This window comes from Phenylobacterium sp. (genome assembly GCF_035276905.1).
Classification (GTDB): domain Bacteria; phylum Pseudomonadota; class Alphaproteobacteria; order Caulobacterales; family Caulobacteraceae; genus Phenylobacterium.
In genome coordinates this window covers 1-10,780 of sequence record NZ_DATELG010000099.1, presented here as the reverse complement: position 1 = coordinate 10,780, position 10,780 = coordinate 1, and the positions used below count along the sequence as shown (strand labels likewise).

Annotated in this window: 15 protein-coding genes, 1 tRNA gene, 1 pseudogene and 1 riboswitch; of the genes and pseudogenes, 7 read left to right on the top strand and 10 right to left on the bottom strand. The window is 69.0% G+C overall.

The window, feature by feature from the left end:
- Positions 1-394 (top strand): annotated as a pseudogene (locus VJS38_RS04395) (hypothetical protein); the annotation flags it as partial.
- Between the two features lie 44 nt (positions 395-438).
- Here VJS38_RS04395 and VJS38_RS04390 read toward each other — a convergent pair.
- Positions 439-861: an OsmC family protein gene (locus tag VJS38_RS04390; RefSeq protein ID WP_324086932.1), complete on the bottom strand. Its 423-nt coding sequence runs from the start codon at positions 859-861 to the stop codon at positions 439-441.
- 215 nt (positions 862-1,076) lie between these two features.
- Here VJS38_RS04390 and VJS38_RS04385 point away from each other — a divergent pair, with 215 nt between their 5' ends.
- Positions 1,077-1,277 (top strand): hypothetical protein, encoded by a 201-nt coding sequence (locus VJS38_RS04385; RefSeq protein ID WP_324086931.1) that lies wholly within the window; start codon positions 1,077-1,079, stop codon positions 1,275-1,277.
- Positions 1,278-1,419: 142 nt separating this feature from the next.
- Here VJS38_RS04385 and VJS38_RS04380 read toward each other — a convergent pair whose 3' ends face one another.
- The 5 genes from VJS38_RS04380 to VJS38_RS04360 all read right to left on the bottom strand — a co-directional run bounded on the left by VJS38_RS04380 (position 1,420) and on the right by VJS38_RS04360 (position 5,562).
- A complete protein-coding gene (locus VJS38_RS04380; protein WP_324086930.1) occupies positions 1,420-1,731 on the bottom strand; it encodes a CC_3452 family protein in 312 nt (103 codons plus the stop codon).
- A 160-nt stretch (positions 1,732-1,891) separates the two neighbouring features.
- Complete coding sequence (gene thiC / locus VJS38_RS04375; protein WP_324086929.1) at positions 1,892-3,775, bottom strand: phosphomethylpyrimidine synthase ThiC; 1,884 nt, start codon at positions 3,773-3,775, stop codon at positions 1,892-1,894.
- 42 nt (positions 3,776-3,817) lie between these two features.
- Positions 3,818-3,925, bottom strand: a riboswitch (TPP riboswitch).
- A gap of 48 nt (positions 3,926-3,973) precedes the next feature.
- The gene (gene ypfJ, locus VJS38_RS04370) at positions 3,974-4,831 is read right to left on the bottom strand and encodes a KPN_02809 family neutral zinc metallopeptidase (RefSeq protein WP_324086928.1); all 858 of its coding nucleotides are present in this window, start codon (positions 4,829-4,831) and stop codon (positions 3,974-3,976) included.
- A 78-nt stretch (positions 4,832-4,909) separates the two neighbouring features.
- Entirely contained in the window at positions 4,910-5,281 is a 372-nt protein-coding gene (locus VJS38_RS04365; protein ID WP_324086927.1) for a hypothetical protein, read from the bottom strand.
- 56 nt (positions 5,282-5,337) lie between these two features.
- Positions 5,338-5,562, bottom strand: coding sequence for a hypothetical protein (locus VJS38_RS04360; protein ID WP_324086926.1), 225 nt, complete (start codon positions 5,560-5,562; stop codon positions 5,338-5,340).
- 270 nt (positions 5,563-5,832) lie between these two features.
- Here VJS38_RS04360 and VJS38_RS04355 point away from each other — a divergent pair, with 270 nt between their 5' ends.
- Complete coding sequence (locus tag VJS38_RS04355) at positions 5,833-6,048, top strand: hypothetical protein (protein ID WP_324086925.1); 216 nt, start codon at positions 5,833-5,835, stop codon at positions 6,046-6,048.
- A 26-nt stretch (positions 6,049-6,074) separates the two neighbouring features.
- Here VJS38_RS04355 and bfr read toward each other — a convergent pair whose 3' ends face one another.
- From bfr to VJS38_RS04340, 3 genes are all read right to left on the bottom strand, one after another.
- Positions 6,075-6,554, bottom strand: a complete 480-nt coding sequence (gene bfr, locus VJS38_RS04350; protein ID WP_324086924.1) for a bacterioferritin — start codon at positions 6,552-6,554, stop codon at positions 6,075-6,077.
- Positions 6,555-6,674: 120 nt separating this feature from the next.
- Positions 6,675-6,860, bottom strand: coding sequence for a (2Fe-2S)-binding protein (locus VJS38_RS04345; RefSeq protein WP_324086923.1), 186 nt, complete (start codon positions 6,858-6,860; stop codon positions 6,675-6,677).
- A 151-nt stretch (positions 6,861-7,011) separates the two neighbouring features.
- A complete protein-coding gene (locus VJS38_RS04340; RefSeq protein ID WP_324086922.1) occupies positions 7,012-8,667 on the bottom strand; it encodes an alkaline phosphatase family protein in 1,656 nt (551 codons plus the stop codon).
- On the opposite strand from VJS38_RS04340, the gene VJS38_RS04335 reads away from it, so the two are divergent.
- Together VJS38_RS04335 and VJS38_RS04330 are read left to right on the top strand one after the other, a co-directional pair.
- Complete coding sequence (locus VJS38_RS04335; protein WP_324086921.1) at positions 8,668-9,360, top strand: methylated-DNA--[protein]-cysteine S-methyltransferase; 693 nt, start codon at positions 8,668-8,670, stop codon at positions 9,358-9,360.
- Positions 9,361-9,531: 171 nt separating this feature from the next.
- Positions 9,532-9,945, top strand: coding sequence for a hypothetical protein (locus tag VJS38_RS04330; protein WP_324086920.1), 414 nt, complete (start codon positions 9,532-9,534; stop codon positions 9,943-9,945).
- Positions 9,946-9,957: 12 nt separating this feature from the next.
- On the opposite strand, the gene VJS38_RS04325 is transcribed toward VJS38_RS04330, so the two are convergent.
- Positions 9,958-10,043: transfer RNA gene (locus tag VJS38_RS04325), tRNA-Leu, on the bottom strand.
- A gap of 198 nt (positions 10,044-10,241) precedes the next feature.
- Here VJS38_RS04325 and VJS38_RS04320 point away from each other — a divergent pair.
- Complete coding sequence (locus VJS38_RS04320; protein ID WP_414692409.1) at positions 10,242-10,592, top strand: FeoA family protein; 351 nt, start codon at positions 10,242-10,244, stop codon at positions 10,590-10,592.
- A partial coding sequence (locus tag VJS38_RS04315) for a FeoB small GTPase domain-containing protein (protein WP_324086919.1) occupies positions 10,592-10,780 on the top strand: 189 nt, incomplete at its 3' end. The genes VJS38_RS04320 and VJS38_RS04315, both read left to right, overlap by 1 nt.

Sequence of the window (10,780 nt, the reverse complement as noted above, 5' to 3'; positions counted from 1 at the left end):
GGCCCAGGCGCAGGCGCCCGCCAATTCGACCGCGAGCCCCCTGGCGCAGGGCGCCCCTTCGTCCGCGCAGCAGCAGCCGACGTTGCCGGCCACGCGCCGCGCGCCGCCGCCGGAACCTCGCCGCTCGGCCGCCGAACCACGGGTGCGTCCGGCTCCCGCGCCGCAATCGAGCGCGCTGAGCTCCGGCGTCGATGCGAGCACGAACGCCCCGACCATCGACACCCCGCCGCCCTCGCCGACCAAGCGGTCGCTGCAGCCCTCGCCCGAGAACCCGGTGGTCAACCCGCTCAATCCGGCCGCGCCGCCGTCGGCGACGACGCCTCCGCCGGGCTCGATGGACGACTCGGCCGCGCCGACCGCCAGCCGGGCCCAGGATCCCTCGGCGACGCCATAGTCCTGAACCGGGTCGGCTTCCCAAAGGAGCCGTCCCGGCCTTCGCTATTCGAGCTTGGCGTCGAGCGTGATCTCGGCGTTCAGCACCTTGGAGACCGGGCAGTTCTTCTCGGCCCCGCGGGCGAACTCCAGGAACTTCGCTTCGTCGATGGCGGGGATGCGTGCACGCAGCGTCAGCGCCGAGCGGCTGATCTTGAAGCCCTCGCCTTCCGGCTCGAGCGTCACGGCGGCCTCGGTGCGGATCTCCTCGGCGGTGAAGCCCGCGGCCTGCAGGCCGAAGGCCAGCGCCATGCTGAAGCAGCCGGCGTGGGCGGCGGCGATCAGCTCCTCGGGATTGGTCCCAGGCTCGCTCTCGAAACGGGTCTTGAAGCCGTAGGGACTGTTCGACAGCACGCCTGACTGGGTCGTCATCGTACCGGCCCCCGTGCGGCCGTCGCCCTTCCACACCACGTTCGCCTTGCGGATCATCGCCCTACCCTCGTGCATGCCTGTTGTGGGAAGCCGGGAGCATCGCCCCTGCCCATGACAAACGTAAGCGCGGGGCGGATGGCGCCCAGAGTCCGGTCGATGCCGACAAATTCCCTGCTGCGCGGCGGCGCCGCATAGCACGCGCAACGGTAAGCGGCTAAGAGACGCCGACATCTCCACGCCGCCAGCTGAGCCGCCACAGGGAGCGCCGCAGTATGATTTCCTCGAAAGAAGCCGCCGAGTGGGGCTCGGCCATCATGGTCTTCGCCTCGGGCGCCATGGCCGGCCACTACGCGTCGCTCGGCATGACCCCGGTGCAGTGGGCCGGCGCCGTGGCCGCGGTGCTGGGGTCGGTGACCGTGGCGGTCGTCGTCCGGGTGTGGCCGGCGAAGGCCAAGGCCGCGACGCGCGACTGATCGCGGCGCCTGAGCGGCGGACTCCCGGCGAGCTCCGCCGCGGCTGATTTCGACCAGCCGGAAGCAAAAGAACCCCCGCCAAGGCGGGGGTTCTTTCGTTTCAGGCTGTCGGCGGACCGCTCCAGGCGGCCCGCAGCAGCGCTTACTTCTTCGCCGATTCGTTGCAGGCGCCGAGTTGCTCGGGCGAGAGCTGCCTCGAAGCCGGGCCGAAGCTGTTCACCGCGCCCATCTGACGGGCCAGTTCCTTGCAGCCCCGGACGGAGGCGGTGTCGGCGGACGGCGTGCGCGCGGCGCAGACATCGCCCAGGCATTCGAACACGGCGCCGCCGGCGACCGGCTTGGCCGCGCCCGGGCCCGGAGCCGCGAGCTTGGCGACGACCGGCTCGGCCATGGCGCTGGTGGCGAGCGCGCCGGCAGCGATGGCGGCGAGCGCGGCGGTAAGACGGAGCTTCATATCGATCCCCTCATCAAAAATTCAGTAACCCCTCGGGCTCCAAGGCCAGGGGTCCCCTACACCAAAATCGGCGCGATTGGTCTTAGGTTTTTTCATGACCTGGAAACATCGCGGCCGCGGTTGCGACCTTCAGCCGCTTAACCCTGGCGAGCAACACCGATCAGCCAGCCGTGCTCAACGGAACCTGGATCTCGCCGCCCGCTTCGCGGAACTTGCGCGCCATATCATCCAGGCTCGCCGCAAGACCGCCCTCGGCCGCCGCATCTTGAGCAACGTCATTCTGCGAACGCGCCGCCTCGCGGATGTCCTGGCTGATCTTCATTGAACAGAACTTCGGCCCGCACATCGAGCAGAAGTGGGCGGTCTTCATCGCCTCCTTCGGCAGGGTTTCGTCGTGGTACTCGCGGGCGGTCTCCGGATCGAGCCCGAGGTTGAACTGGTCCTCCCAGCGGAACTCGAACCGGGCGCGGGAGATGGCGTCATCCCAGGCGCGCGCGGCCGGATGCCCCTTGGCCAGATCGGCCGCGTGGGCGGCCAGCTTGTAGGTCATCACGCCGACCTTCACGTCCTCGCGGTTGGGCAGGCCAAGATGCTCCTTCGGCGTCACGTAGCAAAGCATCGCGGTGCCGAACCAGCCGATCATGGCCGCGCCGATCGCGCTGGTGATGTGGTCGTAGCCGGGGGCCACGTCGGTGGTGAGCGGGCCGAGCGTGTAGAAGGGCGCCTCGCCGCAGGTCGCCAGCTGCTTGTCCATATTGGCCTTGATCTTGTGCATCGGCACGTGGCCGGGGCCCTCGATCATCACCTGGACATTGTGCTTCCAGGCGATCTGGGTGAGCTCGCCCAGGGTCTCCAGCTCGGCGAACTGCGCGGCGTCGTTGGCGTCGGCGATCGAGCCCGGGCGCAGGCCGTCGCCCAGGCTGAACGACACGTCGTACGCCTTCATGATCTCGCAGATGTCTTCGAAGTGCTCGTAGAGGAAGTTCTCCTTGTGGTGCGCCAGGCACCACTTGGCCATGATCGAGCCGCCGCGCGAGACGATGCCGGTGACCCGCCTTGCCGTCAGCGGGACGTACGGCAGCCTGACGCCGGCGTGGATGGTGAAGTAGTCCACGCCCTGCTCGGCCTGTTCGATCAGGGTGTCGCGGAACACCTCCCACGTCAGGTCCTCGGCGACGCCGCCGACCTTCTCCAGCGCCTGATAGATCGGCACCGTGCCGATCGGCACGGGGCTGTTGCGGACGATCCAGTCGCGGATGTTGTGGATGTTGCGGCCAGTGGACAGGTCCATGACCGTGTCGGCGCCGCAGCGGATCGACCAGACCATCTTGTCCACTTCGTCGGAGACGTGGGACAGCACCGCCGAGTTGCCGATGTTGGCGTTGATCTTCACCAGGAAGTTGCGGCCGATCGCCATCGGCTCGAGCTCGGTGTGGTTGATGTTGGCCGGGATGATCGCTCGGCCGCGGGCGACCTCGTCGCGCACGAATTCCGGGGTGCAGAAGTCCGGGATCGAGGCGCCGAAGTCCTCGCCGTCGCGAATGAAGGCGTCGGTCTCCTTGCGACGCAGGTTCTCGCGGATGGCGACGTATTCCATCTCCGGCGTGACGATCCCGCGCCGGGCGTATTCGAGCTGGGTCACCACCTTGCCCGGCCTGGCGCGGTAGACGCGGCGCGGGGCGCTGAACTGCGGGGCGAGCGCCGCGCCCGCCCTTTCCAACTGTTCTTGGGCGAAGCCGTTGTCCTCGGGCTTCACCTCGCGCGGGGTCTCGACGATGTCGACGTCGCCGCGGGAAACGACCCAGGGCTCACGGGTGCGCGGCAAGCCCTTGTCGATGTCGACCTTCACCGACGGGTCGGTGTAGGGGCCGGAGGCGTCGTAGATGGTCACCGGCGGCTCGCCCGCGCTCGGGTGCACGGCGACCTCGCGGAATGGCACGCGGATGTCCGGCCACAGCACGCCCGGCTGGTAGACCTTCTTCGAGCCGGGACGTTCGCCGGTCGGGATGGCGGCGGCTTCGAGATTGCCGGTGGGCTTGTTCATGACGCGCGGCCTCGCTCAATTAAGGCGGATCGGCGGCGAGGTCGGAAACGGGTTTCCCTTCCCTTCGCCGGCATGACCCGGATCAGGTTCGACGGGTCGCGGGCTCACCCGCCTCTCAACCGCTTGGGCGCGGCCCCCCGAGGAGGCGCGAAAGGTAGGACGTACGCGCCGGATAGGCCAGCGAATTTCGGCGCCGCGCTAAAGCTGGTCCGTGCTGAAGGTGTCGCAGGCGGACGGGTCGCCGGACTCGGCGCCCTTGCGGAACCAGCGCATCCGCTGCGCCGAACTGCCGTGGGTGAAGCTGTCGGGAGCGACGCGGCCGGTGGCCTGGCGCTGCAGGGTGTCGTCGCCCACCGCCTTGGCGGCGCGAAGCCCGTCCTCGATGTCGCCGGGGTCGAGCGAGACCTGGCCGTTGGACGCCTGCGAGGCGTGCGCGGCCCAGACGCCGGCGTAGCAGTCGGCCTGCAGCTCCAGCCGAACCGAGCCGCCCTCGGCGCCGCGCGCGCCCATACGCTGGGCGCGCTGGTCGGCGCCCAGCAGGTGCTGGACGTGGTGGCCCATTTCGTGGGCGATCACATAGGCCTTGGCCGCATCGCCGGTGGCGCCGAAGCGGCCCTCCAGCTCACGCCAGAACGAGAGGTCGAGATAGACCTTCTGGTCCTGCGGACAATAGAACGGGCCCATCGCCGACTGGCCGAGGCCGCAGCCGGTGCCGGTCGATTCCGAATAGAGCACCACCGAGGCCGGCGGCCGGTAGTCGCGCCCGGCGCCACGGAAGATCGGCGCCCAGACGTCGTCGACGTTGGTCGAGATGACGTCGACGAACTGGCCTTCGCGGTCGGCGACCCGGCCCTGGGCGACGTCCTGCTGTTGCTGTTGCGCGCCCTGGCCTGCCTGATTCACCGCGTTCAGCGTGGTGGTCGGGCTGATTCCGAAGACGAAGTAGCCGATCAGCGCCAGGACCACGCCGCCCACGCCGAGGCCGCCCACGCCGACCGGCCCCAGGCCACGGCGGTCCTCGATGTCTCCGGACTGGCGGCCGCCTTCCCAACGCATCGCACCCTCTCCATGAGCCCGGCCGACCCGCCGATAACGCCGCAGCCAGTCTAGAAGATGCCGTCCCGGAACACGAGGTCAGTGGCGGTTCGCCGCCGCGTCGAGCACGCGCTGGTTCGAGGCCGCGAGCCGGTCGTCGGGGATCGAGGCCAGCTGGCTGGTGTCGATGTTGACCGGCGGGGCGCCCGCATACTGCGGAATGGTGGGCGAATAGCTCTGGGCGCGGATGTCGCCCAGCGACTGCTGGGTGTGCAGCTGGGCGTCGAGCGCCTGCATCTGGTTCTGCAGGCCGATCGCCTGGCGATTGGCCATCGCCTCCCGCGCCCTGATCTGGGTGTCGAGGATGTTGAGCTGCATCTGCTGCTGGATCGTCTGGGCCTGCGCCGGCGCGCCCCAGGCGATCGCGAGGCCGGCGGCGAGGAGGAGAAGGCGATGGACGTCCAGGCGCATGACGACTGCTCCAAGCTCTTCAGACGGGGAGCGAAGCACCCATGGCCAGGGCGATCTCAGCTCCCGGACTCCACGCCCTCCTCGGTGACCCCGAATTCCTTCGACGCCCTGCCTGCCGTGGCGAGCTCGACGCCCTCGGCCGCGAGGCCCCGGCGCAGCAAGTCCCGCACTGCGGCGGCCCGGCTCGGCATGCGGCGGGCGAACCGCCAGTCGTCGAGCGCGGCGAGCTCGCTCTCGGTCAGCATGATCTGCAGACGATCGGCGCGGTTCAAGCCGGGCATGCGCCATCTCCTGACTGGCCGATGCACAAACGGCTCAGGAGGGGGACAAGTTGCCTCTTACTCATTTTTCTCATCCGACGCACCTTGCTCACATGGCGCCCAAAAGGCCAAATCCACAAAGAGGCGAATTCAAACAAAGTGAGCAATATTCTTATATTCGCCAGAAGTAGATGACGCCTTAAGAAAATAATGTCGCAATGAAACAATTTTCATATATTATGCGTTTACGTGCCCGCACAGGGAATCCATTGGGTTCCGAGGGTCCACCGGATGCTCGAGGATTTTGGAACGTTCTTTGAGCTGTATGTCGACGACGACCGTTATGTCGTCCCCACGCTTCGCTTCTTCATCGCGATCAACGAGATGCAGGCGCGCCAGATGGCGGCGCGGCTCCTCACGGAAAGCCCGCACCACCTGGGCGTCGAGGTGCGTGTCGGCGACCGGCGCGTGGACGCCCTGGGCAGCTTCGCGACCCGCCGCTCGTGAGACTTTCGTCGGCGCGCGCGGCGGCGCTACCCCTCGAGCTCGCCCGAAGCACTCTGGATGTAGTTGGCCTCGCCCATCGCGCTCAGCAGCTTCAGCTGGGTCTCCAGGAAGTCGATGTGGTCCTCGGTGTCCGTCAGGATCTCTTCTAGGATCTCACGGCTGACGTAGTCCTTGGCCGCCTCGCACTGGGCGACGCCGGCCACCAGGGTCGCGCGGCCGCCGACCTCGAGCTTCAGGTCCGCGGTCAGGGCCTCGAGCACGTTCTCGCCGATCGCCAGCTTGTGCAGGTCCTGGAGGTTCGGCAGGCCGTCGAGGAACAGCACGCGCTTGATGAGCTTGTCGGCGTGTTTCATCTCGCCGATGGACTCGTCGTAGACGATCTTGCCCAGCCTGCGCAGGCCCCAGTTCTCCAGCATTCGCGCGTGCAGGAAATACTGGTTCACGGCGGTGAGCTCGTTCGTCAGCACCTCGTTCAGCCGGGCGATGATGGCCGGATCGCCTTGCATGGGACTCTCCTTGGAACACGCAGCGCGAACCTCGGCGCATTGGACGCAGCTGTAAATAGGCCCAGAGCGCCTGGAGCGCCGTCAAAGCAGATTCACGCCCGCCCGCAGCGGGCCGATCCGCTATTCCGCCGCGTAGCGCAGCGTCTCGCGAGCCTGGGTGATGATGCCGCGCATATCGCAGACGCACTTGGCGCACTTCGGCGAGCAGGCCTTGGACTTGAAGATGTCGGCCGGGCGGCGGGCGCCCGCGGCGATCGCGGCGTGGACTTCCCGTTCGCGGATGCCGTTGCAGTTGCAGACGTACACGTGCCGACCTTCGTCCCTGTGAGCGCCCCTGGAGAGCGCGGACCGCTGCTGCGGCCCAAGGAGAAATATATGCAAGTGCGAGTCGGTCGCAAGTCCTTTTGACGGCGTCTGCAAAAACGTCGCGGAGGCCGCCGCCCGCGGCGGCGACGGACTATTTCCTGCAGCCTTGACCAATATCGAGGCAGCGGCCGTCGACCGGCGGCGGCGGCACGTCCATCACCGCGGCGAGCGTCGGGGCGATGTCCACCGTCTCGATCGGCTGGGACTCGGCGACGGGCTTTACGCCGCGCCACCAGAACAGGATCGGCACCCGCCGGTCATAGTCCCAGGGCGAGCCGTGGCCGGCCACCGTGTCGCCCAGGGAGCGCGGCATGCCGAGCGTCGCATGTTCGGCGTAGGCCACCAGAATGTCGCCGCTGCGCTCGCGCTCGAAGCTCTCGGCGAAGCGTTCGGCCATGGTCAGCTCGGGCGCGGGCTTGCCGTTCGGCACGACGACGCCGGCGATCTCGTCGGCGGTATAGGCGCCCGCCACCTCGGGCCGCGCCTTCAGCCAGGTCACCGCGTCGCCCACGATGGCGGCGCGACGCGCCTGGTCGAGGGGGGCGAGGGCGAGGATCAGCTGCCGCGGGTCGTCGCCGACCAGCGGATCGTAAGTCAGGTCAAAGGCCTTGCGCAGGTGGCTCGACAGGGCGCCCAGCGTGGCGGCGGCGTCCACCCGGGTGGCCGGCGCCCCGGCGCGCTCCGGGGCGTCGGAGCCGCCATGGTCGGCGGTCAGCACCACAGTGTAGGCCAGGCCCTGCCGATCGAGGCTGTCGAAGAACTGGCCGAGCGCTGCGTCGAGCTCGGCCATCTGCACGCACATCTCCGGCCCGCCGGCGCCGTAGCGGTGGCCGATGAGGTCGGTGGCCGACAGGCTGATCGCCAGCAGGTCGGTCGAGGGACCCTGGCCGAGCCTGTGGTGGCGGACCAACTCGCCGGCGAACGCCAGGGTCATCGGATCGAACGCGGGCGAGGCGCGGAGCTCGTCGTCGAAATGCGGGTCGCTCAAGGGCAGGCCGCCGCCCGGCGCGGTCTGTGGCGGAATCTCGCCGGTGAGGGTGACCTGGCCGAACTTGTGCGGCGTCTCCAGCGCGGCGCAGCGCTGGGGAACGTCCTTGGGCCAGAACTTCGGCGGCTGGGCGCGCCACGCAGCGAAGCGGGCCTTGTCGAACGCCTGGGCCGGCGCCAGCACGGCGGGCGTCGCGGGGCCGGCGTAGTGCGAGGTGGCAAAGCCGGTCCGGTCGACCCACCAGTAGACCGCGTCCGGATGGTGGCCGGCCATCATGATCGCCGCGCGGTCCTTGCCGGAGACGGCGATCGAGCGCGCGCCGGGCCGGGCCCGCTTCAGCCAGTCGCCGAGGGTGTCGACGCGCAGCTTGACCGGGCCGCGCGCGTTGGGGTCGGCGTCGCCGTCGACGGAGACGCAATAGACCGTCGAGCCGGTGGCGCGCTCGTACCAGCTGTTGGCGACGATGCCGGTGTGCGAGGGATGCTCGCCGGTCAGGATCGTCGAGTGGCCCGGGCAGGTCTCGGTCGCCGAATGCGACTGGTAGCCGGCGAAGGACAGCCCCTCTCCCAGCCGCTTCAGCCCGCCGGTGAAGGTCGGCCGGTAGCGCTGGTAGAGGTCGAGCCCGAACTGGTCGACGGAGATCGCCACCACCAGCTTCGCCGGCGGCGCGGGCTGGGCTGCAGGCGCCTGCGCCCAAAGCGGCGTGGCCGAGATGAGCGCCGCACCGATGCCCGCCAGACAACCCCGAATCCAGCTCACTTGCCCGCCTCCCCTCTCGCCAAGCGCCCGCTTATCGACGGCGACTGTGACGGTTACATCATCCTGCGAAGGATTTTCCCGCTCAACCACGTCCGATTCCCGCCGGTCGATCGCGGCGGGAGCGCCTACAACGGCGCCGGCGCAACCTCCAGCGAGAAGACCATGACCTACGCCTTCAAGGCCATCCCCTCCCCGGTCGGCGAGCTGAAGCTGGTGGCCAGCGACAAGGGCCTCGTGGCGATCCTGTGGGAGAACGACAGGCCGGGCCGCGTGCGTCTGGGCCCGATGGCGCAGGACGACGGCCACCCGGTGCTGGTCGAGGCCGAACGCCAGCTGCAGGACTATTTCGCCGGCGCGCGCACAGCCTTCAGCGTGCCGCTCGACTTCCAAGGCACGGACTTCCAGAAAAAGGTCTGGACGGCGCTGCTCGCCATCCCGTTCGGCGAGACCCGCAGCTATGCCCAGATCGCCCGCCAGCTCGGCAGGCCTTCGGCCTCGCGCGCGGTCGGCGCGGCGAACGGCAGGAACCCGATCTCGATCATCGCGCCCTGCCACCGGGTGGTCGGCTCGAACGGCGCCCTGACCGGCTTCGCCGGTGGTCTCGAAGCCAAGGCGCTGCTGCTGGACCTGGAGCGGGGCCTGGCGCGGCCTGGTCTTACGCAACCAAATCCGAGTTATGAACATTTGCGGTAACCGCACGGTGAGAGGCTAGAATTGATTCCGAAGGCCGTCGTCCTGGCTGCAGCCTGCGCCCTCGGGGCGACGGTCGCAAAAGCGGCCCAGCCGACATCCGCCTCCGCGCCGCCGTCATCTTCGGCTCCAGCTCCATCAGCCGCGCAGCCGGCGCCCGCCCCGGAGGGCTCCTTGGAGCACGGGCGCAAGACGGCGGAAGAAATCGCCAGCCAACCGGCGCGCGACGTCGGCGTGCAAAAGGCCAAGGTCCCGCCGGCGCTGGTGAAGGCCGTCCTGAGCCCGTACGGGCTGGAGGGGCTGAAGACCTGCCGGCAAATCTCCGGCGCCATCAATGACCTCAACGGCGCGATCGGGCCGGACTTCCACGCCGGGACCAAGTACCACGAGAGCCACACGGCCAAGATCGCGGAAGCCGGCGGCAAGGCCGTCGTCAACTCGCTGATCCCGTTCCGCGGGCTCGTGCGCGAGGTCTCCGGCGCCGCCCCCGCCGACCGCAAGTACGAGGCGGCCGTCACCATGGGCTACGCGCGGCGCGGCTTCCTGCGCGGGGTCTATCTGCAGCGGCGCTGCAAGCCGGCCTATTGAACGCTGGCGTATTGGTGCCCCAGGCCGGACTCGAACCAGCACTCCCTCGCGGAAAGCAGATTTTGAGTCTGCCGCGTCTACCATTTCGCCACTGGGGCCAGCGCCGAAGCTGGCGGCGTTCTAGAGGTTCGGGTTCGGAGAATGCAAGCGTCGCCCGCAAGTGTGAGCCGCGGCGGCTCCTCGCAGGCGCGACTATCGGCTCGCGCCTTGATCCGGATCAGCGCCTCGGCGCTTGAATTTGCCTAGCCTTCCACGTAATTGATAATCAGTCGCAAAGTACCGCAAGGTGCGCCCAGATGCACGACATGCTCGCCCAGCCGATCGAAGACGCCGCCGTGGCGCAAGCCGCGGTCGATCCGGCCGTGCGGCGGCTGAGCGCCGCCCGCCCCGGCGACGCGGGCGTCATCGTCGAGGTGCGCGCCGAGACCCATCCCGGCGACCACGGGGTCGGCGTCGAGGAGCTGCAGCGCCGGCTGCTGGAGTTCGGCTTCGTCGAGGGCGCTGAGATCGAGGTGCTGCACGAGGGCGCCATCCGCCGCGACCCGATCGCGGTTCGCATCGACGACATGCGCGTGGCGCTGCGCCGGCGCGACGCCGAGGACGTCTGGGTGCGGTTCGTGACGCGCGCGGCCGGCGCCCGCCGCTGATGAACGCCGTCACCGACACCCTCGCGCCGACCGCGCGGGTCGCCCTGGTGGGCAATCCGAACTCCGGCAAGACCGCCCTGTTCAACGCGCTCACCGGCAGCCGCCAGAAGGTCGCCAACTACGCCGGCGTCACCGTCGAGCGGAAGGAAGGCCAGCTGAAGACCGCCTCGGGCCGCACGCTCTCGGTG

Coding starts and splice junctions, on each gene's coding strand:
- VJS38_RS04390 (WP_324086932.1), bottom strand. CDS start 861: ATGATCCGCAAGGCGAACGTGGTGTGGAAGGGCGACGGCCGCACGGGG.
- ypfJ (WP_324086928.1), bottom strand. CDS start 4,831: ATGCGTTGGGAAGGCGGCCGCCAGTCCGGAGACATCGAGGACCGCCGT.
- bfr (WP_324086924.1), bottom strand. CDS start 6,554: ATGCAAGGCGATCCGGCCATCATCGCCCGGCTGAACGAGGTGCTGACG.
- VJS38_RS04355 (WP_324086925.1), top strand. CDS start 5,833: ATGCTCGAGGATTTTGGAACGTTCTTTGAGCTGTATGTCGACGACGAC.
- VJS38_RS04365 (WP_324086927.1), bottom strand. CDS start 5,281: ATGCGCCTGGACGTCCATCGCCTTCTCCTCCTCGCCGCCGGCCTCGCG.
- VJS38_RS04360 (WP_324086926.1), bottom strand. CDS start 5,562: ATGCCCGGCTTGAACCGCGCCGATCGTCTGCAGATCATGCTGACCGAG.
- thiC (WP_324086929.1), bottom strand. CDS start 3,775: ATGAACAAGCCCACCGGCAATCTCGAAGCCGCCGCCATCCCGACCGGC.
- VJS38_RS04380 (WP_324086930.1), bottom strand. CDS start 1,731: ATGAAGCTCCGTCTTACCGCCGCGCTCGCCGCCATCGCTGCCGGCGCG.
- VJS38_RS04385 (WP_324086931.1), top strand. CDS start 1,077: ATGATTTCCTCGAAAGAAGCCGCCGAGTGGGGCTCGGCCATCATGGTC.
- VJS38_RS04320 (WP_414692409.1), top strand. CDS start 10,242: ATGCACGACATGCTCGCCCAGCCGATCGAAGACGCCGCCGTGGCGCAA.